Origin of the sequence: Paracoccus alcaliphilus, assembly GCF_028553725.1 — a bacterium.
Classification (GTDB): Bacteria; Pseudomonadota; Alphaproteobacteria; order Rhodobacterales; family Rhodobacteraceae; genus Paracoccus; species Paracoccus alcaliphilus.
Map to the genome: position 1 here is coordinate 630,001 of NZ_CP067124.1, position 24,538 is coordinate 654,538.

Consider the following 24,538-nt stretch of genomic DNA (forward strand, 5'->3'; position numbering starts at 1 on the left):
ATCAGCAATGCCAGCGGAATCAGCCCCAGCAGCCAGACCAGCCAGACGGGTATCCGCCGCAGCCAGCGGTTCAGCCACGCCGCCATCAATAATCTTTCGCCAGATCCATCCCGGCATAGAGCTGCGCCACCTGATCGCCATAGCCGTTGAACATCAGCGTCTCCTGCCGTCCGCCGAACAGGCCCGCGCCGATCCGCCGCTCGGTTGCTTGCGACCAGCGCGGATGGTCCACCTGCGGATTCACATTGGCATAGAATCCGTATTCGCGCGGTTGCATACGCTGCCAGGTCGAGGCCGGTTGCTGGTCGGTCAGGATGATGCGGACAATCGACTTGATGGATTTGAAGCCATATTTCCACGGCACCACCAGCCGGATCGGCGCGCCGTTCTGGTTGGGCAGCACTTCGTCATAAAGACCCGTCGCCAGAATCGTCAGCGGATGGGTGGCCTCGTCCAGCCGCAACCCCTCGATATAGGGCCATGTCAGCAGCGGATAACGCTGGCCGTGCATCTCTTCGGGGCGCAGCAGGGTGCGGAACTCGACGTATTTCGCGCCGGACTGCACGCCCACGCGATCCAGCACCGAGGCCAGCGTCACCCCGATCCAGGGAATCACCATCGACCAGCCCTCGACGCAGCGCAGACGATAGATGCGCTGTTCCAGCGCGTTGTCGGGGGCCAGATCCTCGACACCATACTGGCCGGGGCGGTCCACCATGCCCCCGATCTCGACCGACCAGGGATCGGTGGTCAGCGCGCCCGCGTGACGGGCCGGGTCCTCTTTGCCGGTGCCGAATTCATAAAAATTGTTATAGTTGGTGATCTGCTCCAGCGTGTTCGGTTTCTCATCGGTGGAAAGTTGCGACGGCCTGCCGGTCAGCGCCCATGCGGGCGCGGATGCCAGCGCAGCGCCAGCCGCGATAAAGCTGCGACGGTTCAGGTAATCGGCGCGTGGTGTCACGTCGGACCAGTTCAGTTTCATCGCCACACCCCGGATTGCTGCCGCATCGCCAGAAAGACCATGCCAGAGGTTACGCCGCAAAACCCGCCCGCGTCACAATCGCGATGCCGGTTTCACGCAATCCTGATCGAAAGAGGGTTATCCGGCGCTGATTTCAGCCAGAAAGGCCGCGCCGAACCGTTCCATCCGCGCGGAATCAAGGTGTCGCGACAGGGCGGCGGGATCGGCGGGCCGGGTCTCGGCGATGCGTTTGATCTGCCCGGTCGAACAGGACAGCGGCTTTTCGGTGCCGTCCTCGCCCCGCATCAGCCGGTTCTGGGCCTCGACCAGCCGGTCGAACAGCGCACCTTCGGGCCGCCCCGCCAGCTTGCGCCGCATCGGGTGCATGTCGGACACCTCGCCCGCGATCACCTCAAGGAAGGCGCGACCATAGCTGTCCAGTTTTTTCGCGCCGACGCCGTTGATCTGCGCCATTTCGTCCAGATCGCGGGGGCGGCGCTCGGCCATCTCGATCAGGGTGCGGTCGGGAAAGATGACATAGGCGGGCACGCGCGCCGCCTCGGCCAGCGCGCGGCGTTTGGCCTTCAGCGCCGACAGCAGTGGCTCGTCCTCTTCCGAGACCTGCGTGCGCAGGACCACGGCGGGCTTTTCGCGCTGCGTCACATCATGGCGCAGCGTCACCGGCTGATCGCCGCGCAGCACCGGATGGGCGGCCTCGGTCAGATGCAGCGCGCCGTGGCGGGCGGGGTCGGGGCGGCACAGGTCGCGGCCCATCATCTGCCGGAAGATCGCCTGCCACTGGCCCTTGCCGTATTCGCGGCCGACGCCGAAGGTCGGCAGGCGGTCATGGCCGCGCTCGCGCACCTTTTCGGTCTGGTTGCCGGTCAGGATGTCGATCAGATGGCCCGCGCCGAACCATTCGCCGGTCCGCACTATCGCCGACAGCGCCTTGCGCACCGCCTGCGTGGCATCGAACAGACGCGGCGGACTGGCGCAGAGATCGCAATTCCCGCAATCGCCCTCCAGCGTTTCGCCGAAATAGCCCAGCAACTGACGGCGGCGGCAGCCTGTGGCCTCGGCCAGTCCCAGCAGCGCGTTCAGCCGGCCGTGATCGGCGGCCTTGCGGGCGTCCTCGGCCAGCCCCTCGTCGATCTGGGTGCGGCGCAGGCGGATATCGTCGGGACCATAAAGCGCCAGCGCCTCGGCCGGGTCGCCGTCGCGCCCGGCGCGGCCGATTTCCTGATAATAGCCCTCGATCGACTTGGGCAGGTCGGAATGCATCACCCAGCGGATGTCCGGCTTGTCGATACCCATGCCGAAGGCGATGGTGGCGACGACGATCAGCCCGTCCTCGCGCTGGAAACGGGTTTCCACTGCGCGACGATGCAGCGCCTCCATACCGCCGTGATAGGCGACGGCGGCGTGACCCGCCTGTTCCAGCGCTGCCGCCAGGGTCTCGGTCCGGGCGCGGCTGGCGCAATAGACGATACCGGACTGGCCGCGCCGCGCTGCGGCAAAGTTCAAAAGCTGCTTGCGCGGGCTGTCCTTGGGCTGGAAGGCCAGCCGGATATTGGGTCGGTCGAAACCGCGCAGGAAGGTCGTGGGGTCCTGCCCGTCGAACAGGCGGGTGACGATCTCGGCCCGGGTCTCGGCATCGGCGGTGGCGGTAAAGGCCGATAGCGGCACGTCCAGTGCGCGTTTCAGATCGCCGATGCGCAGATAGTCGGGGCGGAAGTCATGGCCCCACTGGCTGACGCAATGCGCCTCGTCCACGGCGATCGCCGTCACGCCAGAGCGGCGCAGCAGGTTCACCGTCCCGCCCGCAGCCAGCCGTTCCGGCGCCATATAAAGCAGCTTCAGCCCGCCGCGCGACAGCGCCTCGAACACCGCATCGGTTTCATCCTGCGTATTGCCCGAGGTCAGCGCCCCCGCCGCCACCCCGGCCTCGGTCAGGGCGCGGACCTGGTCGCGCATCAGCGCGATCAGCGGCGAAATGACGACCGTCAGCCCCTCGCGCATCAGCGCGGGCAGCTGGAAGCACAGCGACTTGCCGCCGCCGGTGGGCATGATCGCCAGCACGTCCCGGCCTTCGGCCACGGCCTCGACAATCTCGCCCTGACCGGGGCGGAAACCGTCGAACCCCCAGACCTGCCGCAGCAGATCGCCCGCTGTTGGCCGGTCCAGCATCACATGCCGTAAAAGAAGCCTGCGTTATTCGCCAGCGCGCGCTGCAGGATGATGATGATGATGAACAGAACCAGCGGCGCCAGATCCAGCCCGCCGGTATTGGGCAGGATATTGCGGATCGGGCCGTAAAGCGGTTCCAGCAGCCGGTTCAGCCCGTCCCACAGCTGCGCGATCAGTGGCTGACGCAGGTTCAGCACCTGAAAATTGATCAGCCACGACATGATGATGTGGACGATCATGATGAACCACAGCACCTGAAGGATCAGTTGCAATGCCTGATAAAGCGTTACCATCGTGCCCTCTTTGTCGCTTTCCCGCACTGTATGGCCGCGCCGGGGGCCGGGCGCAACCCGGTTGCCGCCGCGTCGGTGGTTGACCTTGCCCATCCGCCGCGCCAAGCCGGTCTGATCCGCGCCAAACTGCCAGAAGGGACGCCGATGTATCCGCTGCTGCGCTTCGTCAAGGAAATGATCAAGTTCCGCAATGCCCCGCGCCTCGGGCCGCTGGAGGCGCATGTCTCGACCCATATCTGCTGGCCCTGGGATCTGGACCCGTGGATCGAGCTGAACAACGGCCGCACCCTGACGCTTTATGATCTGGGCCGCATTCCGATGGCGCAGCGCGTGGGGCTGGTGCCGATCCTGCGGCAGCGGGGCTGGGGCATCACCGTGGCCGGAAACTCGACCCGCTATCGCCGCCGCATCCGCATGTTCGACCGTTTCTCGATGGTGTCGCGGATGGTCGGCTGGGATCACCGCTTCTTCTATATGGAGCAAAGCATGTGGCGGCGCGGCGAGTGCTGCAACCAGATGCTGCTGCGTTCGGCGGTGACATCCCCGGCGGGCATCGTCGATCCGGGTCAGGTGCTGGCCGCGCTGGGGCACAGCCCCGACAGCCCCGCCCTGCCCGGCTGGGTCGCCGCATGGATCGAGGCGGATGCGCAGCGGACATGGCCCCCCGAATTACCCCTTGAAGCAAAAGCACTCTTGTCAGCCTGACCGCAGCCTGCCTTATTGCGCCAAGCGACAGGAAGGGGCAGGCATGGACCGCAAGAGGATCTGGGGCTGGTGGTTCTTCGACTGGGCCAGCCAACCCTATCATACATTGCTGCTGACCTTCGTCTTCTCGATCTATTTCGCCGAGGTCGCACAACGCCATTTCATCGCCATGGGCGACAGCATCACGCTGGCGGGCGCGAAGGCGCAGACGCTGTGGGGTTACGGGCTGGCGATCAGCGGCGCGGTGATCGCCATGCTGGCGCCGATCCTTGGCGCCATCGCCGATACGTCGGGGCGGCGGATGCCGTGGATCTGGCTGTTCTCGGGGCTTTACGTCATCGGCGCGGCAGGGCTGTGGTATCTGATGCCCAACCAGCCGGCGCTGATCCAGGCGGTGACGCTGTTCGGCATCGGCCTGATCGGGGTCGAGTTCGCGACCATCTTCACCAATGCCCTGCTGCCCGGACTGGCGCCGCGCGATGAGATCGGCCGCCTGTCGGGCTCGGGCTATGCCTTCGGCTATCTGGGCGGCGTGATCGCGCTGGCGCTGATGCTGGCGCTGTTTCAGGAAACCCCGTCAGGCAGGACGCTGGCCGGGCTGGAGCCGCTGTTCGGGCTGAACCCTGAACTGCGCGAGGGCACCCGCTTTGTCGGTCCCTTCGTGGCGATCTGGTATGTGATCTTCATGGTGCCGTTCTTTCTGTGGGTGCGCGAACCGCGCGGCCCGCGCCAGCCGATCCGGCTGGGCGTGGCGATGCGCGACCTGTGGGCGCTGATCCGCAGCCTGCGCAACCGCCGCAGCCTGGCGATGTGGCTGCTGTCCTCGATGCTGTCGCGGGACGCGCTGAATGCGCTTTACGGCTTTGGCGGGGTCTATGCGGGCACGGTGCTGGGCTGGCCGGTGTTTCTGGCCGGGGTCTTCGGCGTCGTCAGCGCGGTGGCGGCGACCTTCGTCAGCTGGCTGGGCGGTCGCGCCGATCGCCTCTGGGGGCCGAAACCCGTCATCATCCTGTGCAGCCTGATGCTGATCGTGGTCTGTACCATCATCATCGGCATGGACCGCAACACGATCTTCGGCGTCACCGCGCCCGCGCAGCCGATGCTGGCAGGGCTGCGCCTGCCGGACCTGATCTTTTTCGGCTGCGGCATGCTGATCGGCGGCGCGGGCGGCGCGTTGCAGGCCGCCAGCCGCACGATGATGGTGCGCCACACGACCGAGGAGCGCGCGACCGAGGGCTTTGGCCTCTATGCGCTGTCGGGCAAGGCGACGGCGTTTCTGGCGCCGTTTTCCATCGCCCTCGTGACCGATCTGGTCGGAAATCAGCGCATCGGCTTCTCTCCTGTGATCGTGATGTTCCTTCTGGCGCTGGTCTTGCTAGTCTGGGTCAAACCGGAGGGAGAGACAGAACAGTGATCCGCAAAATTCTGACGACGGCGGCCCTGATGCTGGGGCTGGCCGCACCGGCGGCGGCAGATCCGCTGGCCAAGGATGTGTTCGGCGGCTTTCGCGCCGCGTCGCAGGGGCCGGCGGTGTCGATCGGCTTTTACTCGCAGGGTTGCGGGCAGGGCTTCGTGCAACTGCCCGAATCCGGGCCAAGCTGGCAGGCGATGCGCCTGTCGCGCAACCGCAACTGGGGCCACCCGCAGATGATCGAGTTCCTGATCGGCCTGTCGCGCGCGGCGCAGCAGGCGGGCTGGCCGGGGCTGTACATCGGCGATATCAGCCAGCCGCGCGGCGGGCCGATGACCTCCGGCCATGCCAGCCACCAGTTGGGGCTGGACGCCGATATCTGGATGCTGCCGCCATCCTCGCTGAACCTGTCGCCGCAGCAGCGCGAGAACCTGTCCTCGGTCTCGGTCACCAATCAGGCGGGCACGCAACTGTCGAACCACTGGACGCCGGGGCATATGTCGATCATGCGTGCCGCCGCCCGCGATCCGCGCGTGGAACGCATTCTGGTCGATCCCGTCGCCAAGGTCGCCATGTGCCAGATGGAGACCGGCGACCGGCGCTGGCTGAACAAGGTGCGCCCGATCAACGCCCACAACTATCACTTCCATGTCCGGCTGGCCTGCCCGCAAGGCTCGATCTGCCGGGTGCAGGACCCGCCCCCGCCGGGCGACGGCTGCGAAGAGGCGCGCGAATGGATCCGCAACCGGATCGATCCCAGCCGCGTCAAACCCGTGCCGCCCGATCCCAATTACCGCCACCCCCGCACCTATCGGATGAGCGAATTGCCCGCACAATGCCAAACTGTCGCCTCGGCACCCTGATCGCGACGGCGACCATCATTCTGCTGACGGCCGGCGCCCCTGCGCCGGCCGCTGTGCTGGAACATGTCGGAACCTTCGTCTGGCGCGAAAAGGTCAGCCATTTCGGCGGCTTTTCCGGCATCGAGATCAGCGAGGACGGCCACGGCTTTCACGCCCTGTCCGACCGGGCGCAACTGTTCTGGGGCAGCATCGACCGCGACGCGGAAGGCCGCATCCGGGGCATGAACATCGCCGGTCGCGCGCATCTGAAGGACAGCGCCGGGGTGCCGCTGAAGCCCGGCTTTCAGGGCGACAGCGAAGGCATCGCCATCGGCGCCGACGGCACCATCTGGATCAGCTTCGAGGGGCTGAACCGCATCGCCGGCTATGCCGACCCGGATGCCGCCGCCACCCGCCTGCCCCGCCCGCCGCGCCTGCCGGAACTGAAGGTCAATCTTGGCTTCGAATCACTGGCGATCCTGCCCGACGGCACGCTGATGACCATGCCGGAACTTTCGCTGTCGCCCGACGATCCCTTCCCGGTGCTGCATTTCCGCGATGACGAATGGAGCCAGCCCTATACGATCCGCCGCGACGGAGAATGGCGCCCGGTCGGGTCCGATTACGGCCCGGACGGCTGGTTCTATCTGCTCGAGCGCGGCTTTCACGGCATCCTCGGCTTTTCCTCGCGCGTGCGGCGGATGCAGCTGACCGAAACCGGCCCGATAAACGAGGAAATCCTGCTGGAGACCCGGCCGCTGCAATATGACAATCTGGAGGGCATTTCCGCATGGCATGACGGTCACGGCGTGCGGCTGACGATGATCTCGGACGACAATTTCCTGTTCGTCCAGCGCACCGAACTGGTCGAATACCGCGTGATCGAACAGGACCCGACCGAGACCGCCGCATCAGCGCCGATCAAGCCGCAAGATTGACAAGGACGGCAGGCGCGGCGTATGGGCCGCGCTGTCCCGCCTTGCGGGGCCGAGTTCTTCCGCCACCTTGTAAAACGGAAATCGCGTCCATGACCCGCTATCTGCCCGGCGTCCTCGCCATGGCCATCATCGTGGTGGCCTCGAACATCCTTGTGCAATTCGTGGTCGGCAACTGGCTGACCTGGGGGGCGTTCACCTATCCGCTGGCCTTTCTGGTGACCGAGGTGATGAACCGCGTCTATGGCCCCGCCGCCGCGCGCCGCGTGGTCTTCGCGGGTTTCATCGCCGGTGTGCTGTGTTCGGTGATCGCCGCCGGGCTGGACAAGACCACCCTGCGCATCGCCATCGGCTCTGGCGCGGCCTTCCTTTGCGCCCAACTGACCGATATCGTGGTCTTCAACACCCTGCGCGACCGCAAATGGTGGGTCGCGCCGCTGACATCGTCGATGATCGGGTCCTGCGTCGATACGGCGCTGTTCTTTACCATCGCCTTTGCCGCCGCCCTGCCCGCAGACGGCAATACCGGCTGGGCGAACGAGCAGGTGGCGCTGCTGGGCGCGGGTCCGGTCACGTCGCTGTGGATATCGTTGGCAATTGCCGATTGGCTGGTCAAGATGTTGCTGGCAATACTGACTCTTGTGCCATTTCGCATCATCGTCCGCAATTTGTTGCGAGGTCGGCAAGAAATCTGATTGACAGAAAAACAATCTGTGTCACGGTTGCCCTTACAACGGCAACTTATTGAAAGGAGGTGGTCCAGTGTCGAGAGTGATATTGGAGAGAGGTGTCGGAACAGTCAGGGGGGCCGTGGCCTGAGGGCAGCCCCAAGGGTCGTAAACCCTGATTGGGACCGGACGGATCTTATTCCATCCCTAACCGGACCATCTCCGTAGATCTCGCGGGCCGTCTGATCTGGACGGCCCGTTTCTGTTGCGGCCCCGGTTGTCGCCGGGCCACATCGGTCACTCGGCATGGGGCGGAACGTCGCCCGGCCTTGTCCCGGCCCGGCAAATGGGGGACTAGGGGGCCATACCACCCATGATCCTCAGAGAAACGCCGATGACCACCCAGACAACCCGCCACGGCGCGGCATGGAACCTGCAAGGCGCCGCGTTCATGGTGCTGGCAATGGCCGCTTTCGCCGTCGAGGATACGCTGCTGAAACAGGCGGCGACCTCATTGCCGATCTCGCAGGTGCTGATCAGCTTTGGCCTGCTTGGCGTGATCGTCTTTGCCGTCTGGGCCGTCCTGTCGGACGAAACCCCGCTGAGCCGCGACATGCTGCGCCCCGCGATGATCCTGCGGTCGCTGTCGGAGGTCACCGGGCGGCTGTTCTTCATGCTGGCCATCGCGCTGACGCCGCTGTCCACCGCCTCGGCGATCCTTCAGGCGACGCCGCTGGTGGTCATGGTGGGCGCGGTCTTCGTCTTTGGCGAAACCATCGGGCCGCGCCGCTGGCTTGCGGTGATGGCGGGTTTTCTGGGCGTGCTGATGGTCTTGCGTCCGGGGACCGAGGGTTTCGGGCCGCTATCGCTGCTGGCCGTCATCGGGATGCTGGGCTTTGCCGGGCGCGATCTGGCGACGCGGGCCGCCCCCGCCAGCCTGTCCTTCCGCCAGTTGGGCGTGCTGGGCTTTTCGATGCTGATCGTCGCGGGCCTGATCGCCATGCCCTTTGGTCCGGCGCCGGTCATGCCCTCGGCCGCGACTTGGGCGGGGCTGGTGGCGGCGGCGGTGGCGGGGATCGGGGCCTATACCTCGCTGACTATCGCCATGCGCACCGGAGAGGTCGGCGCGGTCACACCCTTCCGCTATACAAGGCTGGTCTTTGCGATGATCGCCGGTGTGCTGGTTTTCGGGGAAAGCCCGGATATGTGGACGATCATCGGCTCGACCATCATCATCCTGTCGGGAATCACGGCGCTGCGGCTGTCGCGGCGCGGGGCCGCGACAGCCGGCTAGGGTTCAAAGCCGCTCGATGGCCAGCGCGATGCCCTGACCGCCGCCGATGCACATGGTGATAAGCCCGCGCCGTCCACCGCTGCGTTCCAGTTCCGCCAGTGCCTTGACGGTCAGGATCGCCCCGGTCGCGCCGACCGGGTGACCCAGCGCGATGGCGCCGCCATTGGGGTTCACGCGGGCCGGGTCCAGCCCCAGCGCCTTGTTCACCGCCAGCGCCTGCGCGGCAAAGGCCTCGTTCGATTCGATCACGTCGAAATCGCCCGCCGTCAGCCCGGTTTTCGCCAGCAGCGCCTGAACCGCCGGGATCGGGCCGATGCCCATCACCTCGGGGCGCACGCCTGCCACGGCATAGCCCAGAATCCGCGCCCGGGGCGTCAGACCCGCCTGCCCCGCCGCATTCGCCCGTGCCAGAACCAGCGCCGCAGCGCCGTCATTGATGCCGCTGGCATTGCCCGCCGTGACAGAGCCGCCCTTCTGGAATACCGCCTTCAGACCGGCCAGCTTGTCCAGACTGGTCTCTTTCGGGTGCTCGTCCACCTCAAATGCCACGACGCCCTTGCGGGTCTTGATCTGAACCGGGGTGATCTGATCCTGGAAATACCCCGCCGCAATCGCCGCCGCCGCCCGGCGCTGAGATTCCAGCGCGAATTCGTCCTGCGCCTGACGGCTGATGTCATGTTCCGCCGCGACGTTTTCGGCGGTGACGCCCATATGGCCGGTGCCCATCGGGCAGGTCAGCGCGCCGGTCATCATGTCCAGCATCACCTGATCGCCCATCTTGGCCCCGAACCGGGCCGAGGGCACCGCATAGGGCGCGCGGCTCATGCTTTCGGCGCCGCCCGCGATGGCGAAATCCGCATCGCCCAACAGCAGCGCCTGCATCGCGGACACCACCGCCTGCGCGCCCGATCCGCACAGCCGGTTCACGTTCATGGCGGGTGTGGTGTCGGGGATGCCCGCCTGCAACATGGCCACGCGGCTGAGGTACATGTCGCGAGGCTCGGTGTTGATGACATGTCCGAACACCACCTGCCCGACCCGGTCCGGCGCAAGCGATGCCCGATCCAGCGCGGCGCGGATCACCGTTTCGGCCAGATCGATCGGCGGGACCGAGGACAGGCTGCCCCCGAAGCCGCCGATCGCCGTGCGCGCACCCGACAGGATCACGATTTCTTCTGCTGACATCTTGTCCTCCGTCAATGTTGCGCAAAGCTTAGCCCAGAAGAGACCGGTCGCAACGCAGAAAACCGCATCCTGCCGCTGCGTCTTTGGACTTGCACGATTGGCGGCGCGGGCCGATACATATGCCATGCAGCAGGACAGCACGGACGAAACCAAAATCAAACTTCGGCTGGAATATGCCGCGCCGCTGGTGCTGGGCCCCGGCAAGGCCGACCTGCTGGAGCGGATCGACCGGCTTGGCTCGATCTCGGCCGCAGGGCGAGAGATGGGCATGAGCTATAAGCGCGCTTGGTCACTGGTCGAGGAAATGAACACCGCCTTTGCCCGGCCGGTCGTGGACAGCAGCCGTGGCGGATCGGGCGGCGGCGGTGCGGTGCTGACCGATCAGGGGCGCAGGATGCTGGAACATTACCGCGCGCTGGAAGACGTGCTGCGACGGCAGGGCGCCGATCATCTGGCCGCGCTGACCGCCATGCTGCGCGACTGACCCGCCGCCATGCCACACGACAGAGAGCCTATGCCCGACACGCCCCAGATCAGCGATCTGTTCATCATCGGCGGCGGCATCAATGGCTGCGGCATCGCCCGCGACGCGGCGGGGCGCGGTTTGTCGGTCACGCTGGCCGAAATGGGCGATCTGGCGCAGGCGACCAGTTCGGCCTCGACCAAGCTGTTCCACGGCGGGCTGCGCTATCTGGAATATCTGGAAATCCGGCTGGTGCGCGAGGCGCTGCGCGAACGCGAGGTGCTGCTGCGCGCCATGCCGCATATCAGCCGGCCGATGCGTTTCGTGCTGCCGCTGGACCCCGGCATGACCTTCGAAAGCGACACCCCGGTCAGCAAGGCGCTGGCGCTGTTGATGCCGTGGAAAAAGGGCCACCGGCCCAATCTGCTGATCCGGGCGGGGCTTTTTCTTTACGACCATCTGGGCGGGCGGAAGATCCTGCCGGGCACGACCTCGCTGTCGCTGAAGGGCACGCCCGAGGGCGCGCCGTTGCAGGACCGGCTGCAAAAGGCCTATGAATACAGCGATTGCTGGGTGGATGATGCGCGACTGGTGGCGCTGAACGCCCGCGACGCCGCACAGCACGGCGCCCGCATCATGGTCGGCGCGCAGGTGGCCGAGGCCCGGCGCGACGATGGGCTGTGGCGGATCACGCTGAGCGACGGGCGCGTCTTCCGGTCCCGCGCGCTGGTCAATGCGGGCGGGCCGTGGGTCGGGCAGATCATCCGCGACGTGGCGCATCTGCCGCTGTCGGAATCGGTGCGGCTGGTGCGCGGCAGCCATATCGTCGTGCCGCGCCTGTTCGACCACGAAAAAGCCTATTTCTTTCAGGGCCATGATGGTCGGATCATCTTTGCCATCCCCTATCAGGACGATTTCACCCTGATCGGCACCACCGACCGCGATCATCACGGCAGCCCGCTGGACGCCGAATGCACCCCTGAAGAGCAGGATTATCTTTGCGCCTTCGCCTCGGAATATTTCGCGCAGCCGGTGACGCGGGATCAGATCGCCTGGACCTATTCCGGGGTGCGCCCGCTTTATGACGACGGGGCGAAAACAGCGACGGCGGCGACGCGCGACTATGTTCTGTCATTGCAGGCCGATGGCCCGCCCTGCCTGAACGTCTTTGGCGGCAAGATCACCACCTATCGCCGGCTTGCCGAGCATGCGCTGGAAAAGCTGGTGCCGTATTTTCCGCAGGCCACTCCTGCATGGACAGCGGGCGCATCCCTGCCCGGCGGCGATTTCCCGGTCGATGGCGTGGCGGCGCTGATCGGGAAATTACTGCATGATTACCCGTTTCTGGACCATAAATGGGCCGGGCGGCTGGTGCGCGCCTATGGCACCGATGCGGCGCTGATCCTGTCGGGGGCGGGCAGCGCCGCCGATCTGGGCCGCGATTTCGGCGCCACCCTGACCGAGGCCGAGCTGCGCTGGCTGATGACCCATGAATTCGCCCGCCATGCCGGGGACGTCGTCTGGCGGCGCAGCAAGCTGGGCCTGCGCCTGTCGCCCGACCAGATCACCGCCATCGGGGATTACATGAGCCGAAACCCGGCCTGAACATCGAACGGAGGGAAGCCAATGACGATTCTGGCAATGGATCAGGGAACCACATCGTCCCGCGCATTGATCTTCAGCCCCGATCTGACGGTTCTGGCCAGCGCGCAGCAGGAATTTCCGCAGCATTTCCCGCAATCCGGCTGGGTGGAAAACGACCCCGACGATATCTGGACCACATCCGCCGCCACCGCCCGCGCCGCCATCGAGCGTGCGGGAAACCCGCGGATCGAGGCCATCGGCATCACCAATCAGCGCGAAACCACGCTGATCTGGGACCGCAAGACCGGCAAGCCGATCCATAACGCCATCGTCTGGCAGGACCGCCGCACCGCCGCGCTTTGCGCCCGGTTGAAGCAGGAAGGCCACGAGGATCTGGTCAGCGCCACCACCGGGCTGCTGCTGGACCCCTATTTCAGCGCCACCAAGATCGCCTGGCTGCTGGAAAACGTCGAGGGTGGGCGCGAACGGGCGCAGGCGGGCGATCTGGCCTTCGGCACCGTGGACACATTCCTGATCTGGAAGCTGACCGGCGGGCGGGCGCATGTGACCGACGCCACCAATGCCGCGCGCACGATGCTGTACGACATCCGCAAGGGCGACTGGTCCGACGAAATGCTGGAACTGTTCGGCGTGCCCCGCGCGCTGCTGCCCGAGGTCCGCGACAGCGCCGACGATTTCGGCATGACCCGCGCCGACCTGTTCGGGCGAGAGATCCCGATTCTGGGCGTGGCGGGCGATCAGCAGGCGGCGACGGTCGGGCAGGCCTGCTTTCAGCCCGGCATGCTGAAATCGACCTACGGCACCGGCTGTTTCGCGCTGCTGAATACCGGCGATCAGGCCATCCGCTCGGACCACCGGCTGCTGACGACCATCGCCTATCGGCTGGATGGCCGGACGACCTATGCGCTGGAAGGCTCGATCTTTGTCGCGGGCGCGGTGGTGCAATGGCTGCGCGACGGGTTGCAACTGATCCGGCATGCCAGGGACACGCAGGCCCTGTCGGCGCAGGCGGATGCCAGCCAGAACATCATCATCGTGCCCGCGTTCACCGGGCTGGGCGCGCCCTATTGGGCGCCCGATGCGCGCGGGGCGGTCTTTGGCCTGACCCGCAATACCGGCCCCGCCGAACTGGCCCGCGCCGCGCTGGAAAGCGTCGGCTTCCAGACCCGCGACCTGCTGGAGGCCATGCGCGCCGACTGGCCCGATGCGGGCGATGCGGTGCTGCGCGTCGATGGCGGCATGACTGCCAGCGAACCGGCGATGCAGTTTCTGGCCGACATCATCGGCGCGCCTGTGGACCGGCCCAAGAACAGCGAGACCACGGCGCAGGGCGCGGCCTGGCTGGCGGGTTATCGCGCAGGCATCTGCCCCGGCCCGCAGGAATATGCCCGCGACTGGCAGCTTGACCGTCGATTCCAGCCCGATCTGGACGCCACCACCCGCGATCAGCGTTATTCCGCTTGGAAACGCGCCGTTCAGGCAGTCCTTTCGGTGTGATCCAAGGCTTTGTGATTTTATCCTGCGGCGTTTTTCCCTATGATTGCTGAAAAACGACAAGAGGGCAGGATGAACAGGTTTCTGAAACTGGCGATCGTGGCGCTGGTCGCATCCTGCGGTGGCGGCAACTATTCGGCCCCCCGCAATCTTGAAAACGCCTGCGCCATCGTGGCCGAGCGACCGGCCTATCTGCGGGCGATGAAACGGACCGAGGCGCGCTGGGGCGTGCCGGTGCATGTCCAGATGGCAACCATCCATCAGGAATCCAAATTCATCGGCGATGCGCGCACGCCGCATCAATATGCGCTGGGGGTGATTCCAATCGGACGCCAAAGCAGCGCCTATGGCTATTCCCAGGCGCTGGACGGCACGTGGGAGGAATATATGCGCGAAACCGGCAACCGCCGGGCCAAGCGCAACGACATCGCCGACGCGACCGATTTCATGGGCTGGTACATGCACGGATCGTCGCAGCGGCTGGGCATATCGAAATGGGACGCGCCGTCGCAATATCTGGCCTATCACGAGGGGCGCAGCGGCTTTGCCCGCGGCACCTATCGCAACAAGGCCTGGCTGATGCGCGTCGCCGCCGAGGTCGGGCAGCGATCCAACCTCTACCGCTCGCAACTGGTGGCCTGCCGCCGCGCCTGATCCGCCCTTGCCTTCGTTCCCGCGCTGCGGCGATATGATCGCAGCGGATAGCAAGGACGGGGACAGGATGAAAGACGACGAACAGCTGCGCAAACTGGTCGAGAGCCAGCCCGAATACGCCCATCACATCGGCGCGCGGCCAATCTCGGCCACGCCCGAGCGGGTGGAATTCGAGATGGAGGTCACGCCCCTGCTGTCCAACCGCAACGGTGTGTTGCATGGCGGCGCGATCATGGGTCTGGCCGACAATGCAGGCGGCACCGGCACCCATCTGCACCTGCCCGAAGGCAAGGCGACCACGACGCTGGAAAGCAAGACGAACTTCCTGCGCCCGGTGCGACTGGGCGATACGGCGCGGGCGGTCGCGGTGCCGCTGCATCTGGGCCGCACCACCCAGATCTGGCAGACGACCATCACCCGAGGCGACGGCAAGATCGCGGCGATCGTCACCCAGACCCAGATGATCATTGACTGGACCGACTGACTGCGGCCCCATGTCTGAAGACCCCGTATCGAGGGAAAGGGGAAAGACGATGTATGTTGTGATCGGCACGTCGAACAGCCGCGCCCTGCGGGTGCTGTGGCTGTTGGAGGAATTGGGCCTGCCCTTCCAGCACGTTGCCGCCACACCCCGCAGCGAAGGCGTCGTCACCTTCAACCCGACGGGCAAGGTGCCGGTGCTGATCGACGACGGCACCCCGATCACCGATTCGACGGCGATCCTGACCTATCTGGCCGACCGTCATGGCGACCTGACCCATCCGGCGGGAACGCTTGACCGGGCGCGTCAGGACAGCCTGACCCAGTTCCTGCTGGACGAATTCGACGCGGCGCTGTGGCTGGCGGCGCGGCACAGCTTTCTGCTGCCCGAGGAAATGCGGCTGTCGGCGATCAAGAACACCCTGCGCTGGGAATTCGAGCGCAGCCAGAAGGTGCTGGTCCATCGGCTGGCGGAAGGCGAATTCCTGATGGGCGACCGCATGACCGTGCCCGACATCATCCTGACACATTGTCTGGTCTGGGCGCTGACGGCGAAATTCCCGATCACCGAAAGCAGGCTGACCGATTATCTGGAACGGATGAAAGCGCGGCCCGCCTATCAGCGCGCCGCCGCAAGATAGCCCTCAGACCCAGACCCCGGGCCGCAGCACATGACGCATGATCCGATCATGCCGCAGCCCTGTCCCCGCCGCGCCTTCGTCGCTGCCGTCCTCGGGCGCCTGCATCTCGTCACGCCGCGCCTGCCCGTCGATATAGCTGTTCACGGCCTTGCCGACACGATCCACCAGCCCATCCAGCCGCTGTCGCATATCCGGCGTGAAATGCGTGATCGTATGTGCCATCGGAAACCCTTTCGCTTGTCCGAGTGGTTTCCCCCCGTCCTTCTTTTCTAGCCGAATCAGCGTCATGCCGCAATGCAGCGAAAGTCGTAGCCGCTAGCCCCGCAACCTCTCCAGCGCCGCCGCCCCGGCGATCCGCCCAGTGGCCAGACAGCCGGTCAGAAGATAGCCGCCGGTGGGCGCCTCCCAGTCCAGCATCTCGCCCGCGACAAAGGTGCCGGGCAGCGCCGTCAACTCCAACCCCGGCCCGATCCCGCTCCAGCAGATGCCGCCCGCCGAGGATATCGCCCGCTCCAGCCCCATCGGCCCGGCATGGTCCAACGGCAAGGCAGCCGCCCGCCGCGCCCAGCCATCCGGATCGCCGGGCCAGGGCCGCCCCCATTCCAGCAGCAGCGCCACCTTGACCGGATCGCCCAGAACCTTCCGCAGCCAGTTGCCCAGCGACAACCTGCCACGCGGCCTCGCAAACCGCCCGGCCAGCGCCCCATGATCCAGATCCGGCGCCAGATCCACGACCGCCGGGGCCCCATCCCGGATGGCGGCGGCAACTTCGTAAATCGCTCCGCCCTCGATCCCGCAACGCCCGATCACCCATTCGCCGCGCGTGACCAGATCGCCCGCGCGGATCCGGGTCCCCTTGACGGCCCTGCCGAAATGACGCGCCATCCGTTCCGACCACGCCACCCTGAATCCCATATTGGCAGGCCGGAAATCCACTACGGGCACCCCTGCCTCACGCAATACCGGCACCCAGGCGGCATCCGAACCCAGCCGGGGCCAGCTTGCCCCCCCCAGCGCCAGAACCGCGACGCCGGGCCGCACATGCCGCACCCCCTGCGCCGTCTCGAACCGAAACCCCTGCTCCAGCCCGACCCAGCGCCAGCGGGTCCGCAACTCGACCCCCTGCCCACGCAACCGCGCCAGCCAAGCCCGCAACAGGGGCGATGCCTTCATCCCCACCGGAAACACCCGCCCGGTCGAGCCGGTAAACAACCCGATCCCCAGCCCCCGCGCCCAGTCCATCACCTGTTCCGGACCAAATGCCCCATCTTTGGTGCAGAAATATCCTCGGGGGTGCGGGGGCAGACAGCCCCCGCTGCCAAGGCTGAACCGCAGCGCAAACATCTCCAAAGGCTCGGCCTTGGTCAGGTTCAACCCTGACTTGCCCGCCATCAGAAACTTCCGCGCGGGCGTCGGCATCGCCTCGGCCAGCAGAACCGATGCGCCGCCCTGCGACAGGACCTCGGCCGCCATCAGCCCGGCAGGCCCCGCGCCGATGACCAGCGCATCGGGCGTCAGCGTCATCGCCTGCCTTTCGGCATCATCGCCAGCCGCAGCAGCACCCGCTCGACCAGTGCCATGGCCGGGGCCGAGGTCGAACTGCGCAGCGCCAGATCCGTATCCAGCAACTGCCGCAGCGCGTCCTCCAGCGGCCCCATCCCCCAGCTCTGCGCCTGCCGGGCCATGCGGTCGCGGCGCGGCCCGAAGACCGGAGGCCGCATCCGCGACAACCCCGCCCCCGGCCCGCCCGGATCGCAGGCGGCCAGATGCAGCGCCCGGAAATGACGCAGCGCGGCGATGCACAGACTGACCGGAGTAATGCCCTGCCCCTCGATTCGCCGCATCAGCTGGCCGAACTCGTCCGCGCGCCCCTCGGCCACCACATGCAGCACTTCGTCGATATCGGCCTCGATGGTTGCGGGCGCCATCAGCGCCACCTCGCCCGGAGTCAGCGGCGTCGCATCGCCATGCTTATACAGGCCGATCTTCTCGATCACCTGCCGCAGATCGCCCGGCGTCAGCGCGCGGGCCAGATCACCCAGATCGCGCATCGCATCGCGGGGCACATCGCGCAACCCGGCCTCTTCCAGCCAGCGGCCGATTTCCTCGGCCCCCGGCGGATCGTCATAGATCGGCGCGACCACCGCATCGCGATGATTTTCGAACAACTTGCGCAGGGCCGAGGATTTCGACAATCCGCCCGCCGTGACCACGATCACCGCATCGCCCGGCTGCCAGGCGCCGATCGCCGCGCCGACCCCATCGGCACCCGCATCGGGCGTATCTTCGGCCAGAACGACGCGCTGACCGGGAAAGAATCCGACCGCCTTGACCGCATCCATCAGTTGCGCGGGGTCCTTTTTCAACCCGGCCCCCGCCAGCCGCGTCAGGCGCATTTCCTCTTCGGCGCCGGGACCGACAAGGGCTGCAACCGCCTCGGCACGTTTCAGCGATACCCGCATCGCATCCTGACCATAGATCAGCAGGGCCGGTCGTGACGGGTCGGGACGCGCCAGATAGCGCGCGATTTCCCCGCCCTTCAGTATCATTGCGGCAACTTGTCCGAGGCCGCGAGCAACCGCGTGACCACCTGATCGGCCAGCATATGGGCCAGCCGCTGCCGGGCATCGGCCTCGGCGGTCAGGGTCGCGATGGTGGTCTCGGTGGTCGAATAGGACGTGAATCCGCTGACCCGCCCCTGCACCAGCACCACCCCCGCAGCGTCCCGCAGCGCGAAATCGGCGGTGCCGTTCAGCGAATATCGCGTGGTGACCTCTTCCGGCGTGATGGCCTGCGACACGACGCCGATGCTCAGCCGGTATTCCAGCTGCAATGCGCCATCCGCCTCGGGGCCCAGCCGTTCGGCCAGACGGCGATTGAAGGCGAAATCCTCGAATGTCTCGGGGTCCTGCGGGCGGATGCGGCCGAACAGCCGCCTGCCCGCCCCATCCGGCCCGTAAACCGGGGTCAGCCCGCAGGCCGCAACCGCCAGCAGCCCCAGCAGGGCCGCGCGGCGGGTGATGCCCTCAGGCGACCACATTGACGATCCGCCCCGGCACCACGATCAGCTTTTTCGGCGCCGCGCCCTCAAGGAACCGCTGCACCGTTTCATCGGCCAGCACCAGCGCCTCGATCTGATCCTTGGGCATGTCTTTGGGCACCGAGATCTCGGCCCGGCGCTTGCCGTTGATCTGGATCGGCAGGGTCACCGTGTCATCCTCCAGCATCGCCGGGTCGGCCTTGGGCCAGGGCGCATCGACGACCATGCCCTGACCGCCGGCCATGGTCCAGACATCCTCGGCCAGATGCGGCACCATCGGCCCCATCAGCTGCGCCATGATCCGCAGCACGGCCCGGCGCGATTCGCCCCCGGCCTTTGATTTGCCGACGGCATTGGCCAGCTCATAGACCTTCGCCACCGCCTTGTTGAAGGCGAAACCCTCGATGGATTTCGTCACATCGGCAATGGCGCGATGGGCGGCGCGGCTCAGATCGGGATCGTCCTCTCCCTCGGCCGTCTCATCCGCCAGCCGCCATACGCGGGCCAGAAACTTGTGCGCGGCCTCGGCCCCGGCAGCGGTCCATTCCACATCGCGCTCGGGCGGGCTGTCGGACAGCATGAACCAGCGCGCGGTATCGGCCCCGAAGCCCGTCACGATATCGACCGGATCGACCACATTCTTCTTGGATTTCGACATCTTGGCCGAGGGGATGACCTGCACCGCCGTACCATCGGCCAGTTTGCCGTCCGTCACATCCTCGGGCAGGTGATAGACCGGACGCCCCCGATCATCGCGGGTCATATAGATCTCATGCGTGACCATGCCCTGCGTGAACAGCGCATCGAACGGCTCTTTCGCCGCCTCGGGCAGATGCCCGGTCTTGACCATCGCCCGGGCAAAGAACCGCGAATAGAGCAGATGCAGAATCGCATGTTCGATACCGCCGATATACTGGTCCACATTCATCCAGTAATCGGCATCGGCCCGATCCGTCGGCGTATCCGCGCGGGGCGAGGTAAAGCGCGCGTAATACCATGAACTGTCCACGAAAGTGTCCATGGTATCGGTCTCGCGCCGGGCCGCATTGCCGCATTTCGGGCAGGTCGCCTGCCGCCATGTCGGGTGCCGGTCCAGCGGATTGCCCGGAATGTCGAAACTCACATCCTGCGGCAGCAGCACCGGCAGGTTTTCCTTCGCCTCGGGCACCGTGCCGCAGGCGTCGCAATGCACCACCGGGATCGGACAACCCCAGTAACGCTGCCGGGAAATACCCCAGTCGCGCAGACGGTATTTGGTCACACCCTTGCCCCAGCCACCGGCCTCGGCATGGGCGATGGCGGCACTGACCGCCGCATCGCCGGTCTGATCCGTATCGCCCGCGAAACCGCGCACATAGGTCACGACCTCGGATTTCAGCGGCGTGAACGGCGCATCCGCCACCAGCGCATCGGCGGCCACCTGATCCATGCCCGGCTGACCAAAACTTGCCCGGATCGCCAGCCCGTATCTGGTGGCGAATTCGTGGTCGCGTTCATCATGCGCCGGGCTGCCGAAGATCGCGCCGGTACCGTAATCCATCAGCACGAAATTCGCGATCCAGATCGGCAGTTCCCATTCCGCGTCCAGCGGGTGCCGCACCTTCAGCCCGGTATCGAAACCCAGCTTCGGCGCCGTCTCGATCGCCTCTTCGGTGGTGCCGATCCTGCGACATTCCTCGACGAAAGCCGCGACCTCGGGATCGGCGGCGGCCAGCCGCCCGACCAGCGGATGATCCGGCGACAGCGCGACAAAGCTGGCCCCCAGCAGCGTATCGGGCCGCGTCGTGTAAACCTCGATCTCGGGGAAATCCGGCAGATCCACCGTCTCGAACCGGAACTGCAGCCCGCGCGACTTGCCGATCCAGTTCGACTGCATCAGCCGCACCTTCTCCGGCCAGCCCTTCAGCCCATCCAGCGCCGCCAGCAACTCCTCGGAATAGTCCGAGATGCGAAAGAACCACTGCGTCAGCTCGCGCCGCTCCACCGCCGCGCCGGACCGCCAGCCCTTGCCGTCAATCACCTGCTCATTGGCCAGCACGGTCATATCGACCGGATCCCAGTTCACCTGCGCCGATTTGCGGGTGATCAGCCCGGCCTCCAGCATGTCCAGAAACAGCGCCTGCTGCCGGGCCACATATTCATCGTCGCAGGTGGCGAATTCGCGGCTCCAGTCGATGGACAGCCCCAGCGGCTTCAGCTGCTCGCGCATGGTGGCGATATTGCCATAGGTCCAGTCACGCGGATGGCCGCCCTGCTCCATCGCGGCATTCTCGGCCGGCATGCCAAAGGCGTCCCAGCCCATCGGATGCAGCACCGAAAACCCCTGCGCGCGTTTGAACCGCGCCACCACATCGCCCATGGTATAGTTGCGCACATGGCCCATATGGATGCGCCCGGAAGGATAGGGGAACATCTCCAGCACATAATATTTCGGCCGCTCGTCGCGCGTGGCGGTAAAGCTGGCGGCATCGGCCCAGGCCTGTTGCCAACGGGGCTCAAGGCTGGAGGGATCATAAGGCATGTCGGACCCTTGGCGTCATTCGTCGCCACCGGGTTTATACGGCGGCGACTGAAGGGTCCAGTGGCCCGCAACCGGACCTTCCGCCTGCCTCATCTCTGGTGCGCAAATATCCTCGGGGGTGAGGCCGCCTGCGGCCGAGGGGGCGGACAGCCCCCTTCACACAGCACCAGACCTTACAACCGGCCGTCCCGGATGCGCAATTGACGCGCGCGCGTCAGAATCGCATCCTCGACCGCGCGCACCGTGCCGGGCTCGACCGCGCCGCCGCCCGGCCCCTGCAAGGACAGCTTCAGGCTGCGCGCATCCAGCGCCGGGTCGGCCACGCGGATCGTCGCGCGATAGGACCGTCCCCCGCCCGGAGGCGTGCCATAGCCGGTCACGATCACGCCGGTGAACGGATCGACCGACTGGATCGGCAGGAAATCCAGCACTTCCAGACTGGCATTCCACAGATACTTGTTCACGCCGACCGAGGTATGCGGGCTCTCGTTGCTGCGGACCAGATCCCAGATCGTGCGGCTGTCGGGGTCGTACCGGTCCGATGCGTCCGAAGAGCCGCCGCGGCTGCCGCCACCGCCACATGCGGCAAGCGCGGCGCAGAAGGCCGTTGCGGTGATCAGCTTCGCGGCGCGTGCGGTGTTCATTCCAGCCCCCGGATAATGTCGCGTCAGCCGCAGCTTTAACGCGGATTGCCCCGCCGCCACAAGCGCCTTGGCGCATCCCCGCCGGTGCCGCACCGCTGTCCCGGCGGCAAGCCGCAACCATTGGTCAATTAAATGTGTGGCCCATGTGCATCACAGAAATGGCTAAAGAAATCAGGCAGGCAGTGATTCCGTTGCATCATGGGGTCGAAAGGGCGAAATACCTGAATATACCCAAAGCGGCGATCCGTTCTGGGCATGAGAGAGAGACAAGAGGGAAAACGACCATGAAAAAGGCTCTTTTCGCCACGACCGCCCTGGTGCTGTCGGCCGGCGTCGCCGCCGCTGACGTGACCATCTCGGGCTATGGCCGCACCGGTGTGATCTATTACGAAGACGGTGTTCAGACCGGCGGTTTCAACAATTCGCAGGTCATTTCGCGTCTGCGGATGAACATCGACGCCGCGACCTCGACCGATCAGGGCGTTGACTTCGGTGCCCGCTTCCGTCTGCAGTGGGACCAGAACAACGGTTCGCGCGGCGATGGCGGCACGACCAACGCCGGCAAACTCTACGTGACCAGCCAAGGCCTGACCGTCGAGGTCGGTAACGTCGATACCGCGATGGACACCAACGGCCTGATCTACGCGACCGAGCTTGGCGCATTCGACCGTTCGGTCGGCGGCAACGCCCTCGGTGGGTTCTTCGCCTACGAATCGTCGAAATACGGCAACGTCAACCGCGTCGGCGTTCGCGCTCTCTATGAGATCGACAACCTGACCGTTCAGGCGTCCTATGTCGACCCGGATCAAACCGGCGCGCTCGAAGCGTTCCACAAGGAAGAGATCAGCTTCTCGGTTGACTACGTCTGGAACGATGTTCTGGAACTGTCGGCTGCCGCCTCGCTGAACGCTGCTGGCTATGACGATCACGACGTTTACTTCGTCGGCGCCCGTTATGCGATCACCGAGCAAGCTCGCATCGGTCTGAACTACATCGACAACGGCGACGTGGGTTCGATCCCGGGCATCGTCGGCCCGAACACGGTCAGCGACTTCGGCAAGACCATCGCCCTGTATGGTGACTACACCCTGCTGGACGGCCTGACCAACATCGAAGCCTATATCGCCAACAACGATGGCGACTGGACGCAGAAAGAAACCGACAACGCGTTCGGTATCGGCGTCAACTACGATCTGGGTGGTGCCCGTCTGGGTGCTTCGCTCCAGCGCGACTATCAAGAGCGCGTGACCGCCGACATGGGCGTCCGCTTCAACTTCTGATCCCCGGATCATTGGTTAAGGACAGAGCGGGCCTTGCGCCCGCTCTTTTCTTTTTGTTTGGTCGCGACATGGGACTGGAACAGATCAAAACCCGCATCACCGCCGCCGAGACCGCCGCAGGCAGGCAGCCCGGACAGGTCCGCCTGATCGCCGTCAGCAAGGTGCAGCCGCCCGACCGGGTCGAATCCGTGCTCGATGCCGGGCAGCGCGTCTTTGGCGAAAACTATGTGCAGGAAGCGCAGGGCAAATGGCCCGCATGGCGCGACCGCTTCAACGGGGTCGAGCTGCACATGATCGGCCCGCTGCAATCGAACAAGGCGAAACAGGCGGTGCAGCTGTTCGACGCGATCCATACGCTGGATCGCATGTCTCTGGCCCGGAAGCTGGCCCAGCAGATCGCCGAGCAGGGCCGCAGTCCCGATCTGTTCATTCAGGTCAATACCGGGGACGAGCCGCAGAAGGCCGGGGTTCTGGCCGATGAGCTGCCGGGCTTTCTGGCATCCTGTCGCGATCTGGGGCTGGACCCGCAGGGGCTGATGTGCATCCCGCCCGAAGCCGATGACCCGGTGCCGCATTTCCGCCTGCTGCGCCGTCTGGCGCAGGAAAACGGCCTGCCCAACCTCTCGATGGGGATGAGCGCCGATTTCGAATCCGCCATCGCCGAGGGCGCGACCCATATCCGCGTGGGTTCCGCCATTTTCGGCGCCCGCGATTACGGCTGATCGACGATGATCCGGGTGCCGGGCCGCGCCCGCCGCGCGATCCAGATCAGGTCGCGGCGGGCGAAGGCGATGCAACCCTCGGTCCCGTAACCCGGCCTGCGCCATTGATGCAGAAAGATGGCCGAGCCGCGCCCCGGCTCCGCATCCGGCCAGTTCCAGTCCGTCGTCAGGATCAGGTCATAAAGCGGGTCGGCCCGCCGCAACCGCTCGTGACTGGCCGCCAGCGGCGCGCGGGCATGGTGGTTATAGGCTGGATGGCCCGGCGCATCGCACCACAGGTCGTCCGGCCCGATGGCCCGCGCCCATGCCGCGGGACGCGCCAGCCGGTCGGGCCGATACCACAGCCCGGTCACCCGCCAGACACCCGCCGGGGTGGCGCCGTCGCCCTCGCGCTTGGTGGCGGTGATGCCGGTCTTGCCGATGCTGCACGGAAACCGGCGGCCAAGAAACAACAGCCCCGTCGGCGTCAGCCGCATCCCCGCCAAAGCCCGCATTCCGCCACCTTTCCCCTGC

26 protein-coding genes (1 of these 26 cut by a window edge) are annotated in these 24,538 nt (G+C 66.0%); 14 read left to right on the forward strand and 12 right to left on the reverse strand.

Translation table 11 applies throughout. The features are described 5' to 3' along the window. The 4 genes from JHW40_RS03370 to JHW40_RS03385 form a co-directional block, all read right to left on the reverse strand. Positions 1 to 86: the 5' end (the start) of a protein-methionine-sulfoxide reductase heme-binding subunit MsrQ gene (locus JHW40_RS03370; RefSeq protein WP_090611199.1), read on the reverse strand. The gene continues 535 nt to the left of window position 1, outside the view; 86 of the gene's 621 nt are visible here — the first part of the coding sequence; the start codon lies at positions 84 to 86; its stop codon lies off the left edge, out of view. Further along, entirely contained in the window at positions 86 to 982 is an 897-nt protein-coding gene (gene msrP / locus JHW40_RS03375; protein WP_090611198.1) for a protein-methionine-sulfoxide reductase catalytic subunit MsrP, read from the reverse strand. The genes JHW40_RS03370 and msrP overlap by 1 nt, the downstream gene beginning before the upstream one ends. Before the next feature lie 117 nt (positions 983 to 1,099). Next, entirely contained in the window at positions 1,100 to 3,148 is a 2,049-nt protein-coding gene (recQ, locus tag JHW40_RS03380; protein WP_090611197.1) for a DNA helicase RecQ, read from the reverse strand. Next, positions 3,148 to 3,441 (reverse strand): YggT family protein, encoded by a 294-nt coding sequence (locus JHW40_RS03385; protein ID WP_090611214.1) that lies wholly within the window; start codon positions 3,439 to 3,441, stop codon positions 3,148 to 3,150. The genes recQ and JHW40_RS03385 overlap by 1 nt, the downstream gene beginning before the upstream one ends. Positions 3,442 to 3,585: 144 nt before the next feature. Here JHW40_RS03385 and JHW40_RS03390 point away from each other — a divergent pair, with 144 nt between their 5' ends. The 6 genes from JHW40_RS03390 (at position 3,586) to JHW40_RS03415 (ending at position 9,296) form a co-directional block, all read left to right on the forward strand. Further along, positions 3,586 to 4,146 (forward strand): acyl-CoA thioesterase, encoded by a 561-nt coding sequence (locus tag JHW40_RS03390; RefSeq protein ID WP_090611196.1) that lies wholly within the window; start codon positions 3,586 to 3,588, stop codon positions 4,144 to 4,146. Between the two features lie 43 nt (positions 4,147 to 4,189). Continuing rightward, positions 4,190 to 5,560 (forward strand): MFS transporter, encoded by a 1,371-nt coding sequence (locus JHW40_RS03395; protein ID WP_090611195.1) that lies wholly within the window; start codon positions 4,190 to 4,192, stop codon positions 5,558 to 5,560. Further along, positions 5,557 to 6,420: a penicillin-insensitive murein endopeptidase gene (mepA, locus tag JHW40_RS03400; protein WP_090611194.1), complete on the forward strand. Its 864-nt coding sequence runs from the start codon at positions 5,557 to 5,559 to the stop codon at positions 6,418 to 6,420. The genes JHW40_RS03395 and mepA overlap by 4 nt, the downstream gene beginning before the upstream one ends. After that, positions 6,393 to 7,337 (forward strand): esterase-like activity of phytase family protein, encoded by a 945-nt coding sequence (locus tag JHW40_RS03405; RefSeq protein ID WP_090611193.1) that lies wholly within the window; start codon positions 6,393 to 6,395, stop codon positions 7,335 to 7,337. The genes mepA and JHW40_RS03405 overlap by 28 nt, the downstream gene beginning before the upstream one ends. A gap of 89 nt (positions 7,338 to 7,426) precedes the next feature. After that, the gene (locus tag JHW40_RS03410) at positions 7,427 to 8,029 is read left to right on the forward strand and encodes a queuosine precursor transporter (RefSeq protein WP_090611192.1); all 603 of its coding nucleotides are present in this window, start codon (positions 7,427 to 7,429) and stop codon (positions 8,027 to 8,029) included. A gap of 367 nt (positions 8,030 to 8,396) precedes the next feature. Beyond that, a complete protein-coding gene (locus tag JHW40_RS03415; protein WP_211657247.1) occupies positions 8,397 to 9,296 on the forward strand; it encodes a DMT family transporter in 900 nt (299 codons plus the stop codon). A 3-nt stretch (positions 9,297 to 9,299) separates the two neighbouring features. On the opposite strand, the gene JHW40_RS03420 is transcribed toward JHW40_RS03415, so the two are convergent. Beyond that, positions 9,300 to 10,481, reverse strand: a complete 1,182-nt coding sequence (locus JHW40_RS03420; RefSeq protein WP_090611191.1) for an acetyl-CoA C-acyltransferase family protein — start codon at positions 10,479 to 10,481, stop codon at positions 9,300 to 9,302. A 124-nt stretch (positions 10,482 to 10,605) separates the two neighbouring features. Here JHW40_RS03420 and JHW40_RS03425 point away from each other — a divergent pair, with 124 nt between their 5' ends. From JHW40_RS03425 to JHW40_RS03450, 6 genes are all read left to right on the forward strand, one after another. Next, positions 10,606 to 10,965 carry a winged helix-turn-helix domain-containing protein gene (locus JHW40_RS03425; RefSeq protein WP_090611212.1) on the forward strand — a complete coding sequence of 120 codons (360 nt, stop codon included), beginning with the start codon at positions 10,606 to 10,608 and terminating at the stop codon, positions 10,963 to 10,965. Positions 10,966 to 10,995: 30 nt separating this feature from the next. Next, entirely contained in the window at positions 10,996 to 12,549 is a 1,554-nt protein-coding gene (gene glpD / locus JHW40_RS03430) for a glycerol-3-phosphate dehydrogenase (protein ID WP_090611190.1), read from the forward strand. Between the two features lie 21 nt (positions 12,550 to 12,570). Further along, positions 12,571 to 14,046, forward strand: a complete 1,476-nt coding sequence (glpK, locus tag JHW40_RS03435; RefSeq protein ID WP_090611189.1) for a glycerol kinase GlpK — start codon at positions 12,571 to 12,573, stop codon at positions 14,044 to 14,046. Positions 14,047 to 14,115: 69 nt separating this feature from the next. After that, on the forward strand, positions 14,116 to 14,697 hold the full coding sequence (locus JHW40_RS03440) for a transglycosylase SLT domain-containing protein (protein ID WP_090611188.1): 582 nt from the start codon (positions 14,116 to 14,118) through the stop codon (positions 14,695 to 14,697). 67 nt (positions 14,698 to 14,764) lie between these two features. Then, positions 14,765 to 15,181, forward strand: a complete 417-nt coding sequence (locus JHW40_RS03445) for a PaaI family thioesterase (protein WP_090611187.1) — start codon at positions 14,765 to 14,767, stop codon at positions 15,179 to 15,181. A 49-nt stretch (positions 15,182 to 15,230) separates the two neighbouring features. After that, complete coding sequence (locus JHW40_RS03450; protein ID WP_090611186.1) at positions 15,231 to 15,818, forward strand: glutathione S-transferase family protein; 588 nt, start codon at positions 15,231 to 15,233, stop codon at positions 15,816 to 15,818. 3 nt (positions 15,819 to 15,821) lie between these two features. Here the strand turns inward: JHW40_RS03450 and JHW40_RS03455 are convergent, their stop codons facing one another. The 6 genes from JHW40_RS03455 to JHW40_RS03480 all read right to left on the reverse strand — a co-directional run bounded on the left by JHW40_RS03455 (position 15,822) and on the right by JHW40_RS03480 (position 22,023). Further along, entirely contained in the window at positions 15,822 to 16,040 is a 219-nt protein-coding gene (locus tag JHW40_RS03455; RefSeq protein WP_090611185.1) for a hypothetical protein, read from the reverse strand. 93 nt (positions 16,041 to 16,133) lie between these two features. Then, a complete protein-coding gene (locus tag JHW40_RS03460) occupies positions 16,134 to 17,342 on the reverse strand; it encodes a BaiN/RdsA family NAD(P)/FAD-dependent oxidoreductase (protein WP_090611184.1) in 1,209 nt (402 codons plus the stop codon). After that, on the reverse strand, positions 17,339 to 18,367 hold the full coding sequence (gene holA, locus JHW40_RS03465; protein WP_090611183.1) for a DNA polymerase III subunit delta: 1,029 nt from the start codon (positions 18,365 to 18,367) through the stop codon (positions 17,339 to 17,341). Before holA ends, JHW40_RS03460 begins: the two co-directional genes overlap by 4 nt. Further along, complete coding sequence (gene lptE / locus JHW40_RS03470) at positions 18,364 to 18,858, reverse strand: LPS assembly lipoprotein LptE (RefSeq protein WP_090611182.1); 495 nt, start codon at positions 18,856 to 18,858, stop codon at positions 18,364 to 18,366. The genes holA and lptE overlap by 4 nt, the downstream gene beginning before the upstream one ends. Beyond that, on the reverse strand, positions 18,845 to 21,379 hold the full coding sequence (leuS, locus tag JHW40_RS03475) for a leucine--tRNA ligase (protein WP_090611181.1): 2,535 nt from the start codon (positions 21,377 to 21,379) through the stop codon (positions 18,845 to 18,847). The genes lptE and leuS overlap by 14 nt, the downstream gene beginning before the upstream one ends. A gap of 173 nt (positions 21,380 to 21,552) precedes the next feature. Next, positions 21,553 to 22,023, reverse strand: coding sequence for a DUF3576 domain-containing protein (locus JHW40_RS03480; protein ID WP_090611180.1), 471 nt, complete (start codon positions 22,021 to 22,023; stop codon positions 21,553 to 21,555). Between the two features lie 284 nt (positions 22,024 to 22,307). Here JHW40_RS03480 and JHW40_RS03485 point away from each other — a divergent pair, with 284 nt between their 5' ends. Both JHW40_RS03485 and JHW40_RS03490 read left to right on the forward strand, forming a co-directional pair. Next, positions 22,308 to 23,303, forward strand: coding sequence for a porin (locus tag JHW40_RS03485; protein ID WP_170851769.1), 996 nt, complete (start codon positions 22,308 to 22,310; stop codon positions 23,301 to 23,303). Positions 23,304 to 23,371: 68 nt separating this feature from the next. Then, a complete protein-coding gene (locus JHW40_RS03490) occupies positions 23,372 to 24,025 on the forward strand; it encodes a YggS family pyridoxal phosphate-dependent enzyme (protein ID WP_090611211.1) in 654 nt (217 codons plus the stop codon). Here the strand turns inward: JHW40_RS03490 and JHW40_RS03495 are convergent. After that, entirely contained in the window at positions 24,016 to 24,519 is a 504-nt protein-coding gene (locus JHW40_RS03495) for a L,D-transpeptidase family protein (protein ID WP_244519136.1), read from the reverse strand. The genes JHW40_RS03490 and JHW40_RS03495 overlap by 10 nt on opposite strands. Positions 24,520 to 24,538 lie beyond the last annotated feature (19 nt).

Excerpts from the sequence above, each read along its gene's own strand:
- msrP (WP_090611198.1), bottom strand. The coding sequence starts at position 982 with ATGAAACTGAACTGGTCCGACGTGACACCACGCGCCGATTACCTGAAC.
- recQ (WP_090611197.1), bottom strand. The coding sequence starts at position 3,148 with ATGCTGGACCGGCCAACAGCGGGCGATCTGCTGCGGCAGGTCTGGGGG.
- JHW40_RS03385 (WP_090611214.1), bottom strand. The coding sequence starts at position 3,441 with ATGGTAACGCTTTATCAGGCATTGCAACTGATCCTTCAGGTGCTGTGG.
- JHW40_RS03390 (WP_090611196.1), top strand. The coding sequence starts at position 3,586 with ATGTATCCGCTGCTGCGCTTCGTCAAGGAAATGATCAAGTTCCGCAAT.
- JHW40_RS03395 (WP_090611195.1), top strand. The coding sequence starts at position 4,190 with ATGGACCGCAAGAGGATCTGGGGCTGGTGGTTCTTCGACTGGGCCAGC.
- JHW40_RS03405 (WP_090611193.1), top strand. The coding sequence starts at position 6,393 with ATGCCAAACTGTCGCCTCGGCACCCTGATCGCGACGGCGACCATCATT.
- JHW40_RS03410 (WP_090611192.1), top strand. The coding sequence starts at position 7,427 with ATGACCCGCTATCTGCCCGGCGTCCTCGCCATGGCCATCATCGTGGTG.
- JHW40_RS03415 (WP_211657247.1), top strand. The coding sequence starts at position 8,397 with ATGACCACCCAGACAACCCGCCACGGCGCGGCATGGAACCTGCAAGGC.
- JHW40_RS03420 (WP_090611191.1), bottom strand. The coding sequence starts at position 10,481 with ATGTCAGCAGAAGAAATCGTGATCCTGTCGGGTGCGCGCACGGCGATC.
- JHW40_RS03425 (WP_090611212.1), top strand. The coding sequence starts at position 10,606 with ATGCAGCAGGACAGCACGGACGAAACCAAAATCAAACTTCGGCTGGAA.
- glpD (WP_090611190.1), top strand. The coding sequence starts at position 10,996 with ATGCCCGACACGCCCCAGATCAGCGATCTGTTCATCATCGGCGGCGGC.
- glpK (WP_090611189.1), top strand. The coding sequence starts at position 12,571 with ATGACGATTCTGGCAATGGATCAGGGAACCACATCGTCCCGCGCATTG.
- JHW40_RS03440 (WP_090611188.1), top strand. The coding sequence starts at position 14,116 with ATGAACAGGTTTCTGAAACTGGCGATCGTGGCGCTGGTCGCATCCTGC.
- JHW40_RS03445 (WP_090611187.1), top strand. The coding sequence starts at position 14,765 with ATGAAAGACGACGAACAGCTGCGCAAACTGGTCGAGAGCCAGCCCGAA.
- JHW40_RS03450 (WP_090611186.1), top strand. The coding sequence starts at position 15,231 with ATGTATGTTGTGATCGGCACGTCGAACAGCCGCGCCCTGCGGGTGCTG.
- JHW40_RS03455 (WP_090611185.1), bottom strand. The coding sequence starts at position 16,040 with ATGGCACATACGATCACGCATTTCACGCCGGATATGCGACAGCGGCTG.
- JHW40_RS03460 (WP_090611184.1), bottom strand. The coding sequence starts at position 17,342 with ATGACGCTGACGCCCGATGCGCTGGTCATCGGCGCGGGGCCTGCCGGG.
- holA (WP_090611183.1), bottom strand. The coding sequence starts at position 18,367 with ATGATACTGAAGGGCGGGGAAATCGCGCGCTATCTGGCGCGTCCCGAC.
- lptE (WP_090611182.1), bottom strand. The coding sequence starts at position 18,858 with ATGTGGTCGCCTGAGGGCATCACCCGCCGCGCGGCCCTGCTGGGGCTG.
- leuS (WP_090611181.1), bottom strand. The coding sequence starts at position 21,379 with ATGCCTTATGATCCCTCCAGCCTTGAGCCCCGTTGGCAACAGGCCTGG.
- JHW40_RS03480 (WP_090611180.1), bottom strand. The coding sequence starts at position 22,023 with ATGAACACCGCACGCGCCGCGAAGCTGATCACCGCAACGGCCTTCTGC.
- JHW40_RS03485 (WP_170851769.1), top strand. The coding sequence starts at position 22,308 with ATGAAAAAGGCTCTTTTCGCCACGACCGCCCTGGTGCTGTCGGCCGGC.
- JHW40_RS03490 (WP_090611211.1), top strand. The coding sequence starts at position 23,372 with ATGGGACTGGAACAGATCAAAACCCGCATCACCGCCGCCGAGACCGCC.
- JHW40_RS03495 (WP_244519136.1), bottom strand. The coding sequence starts at position 24,519 with ATGCGGGCTTTGGCGGGGATGCGGCTGACGCCGACGGGGCTGTTGTTT.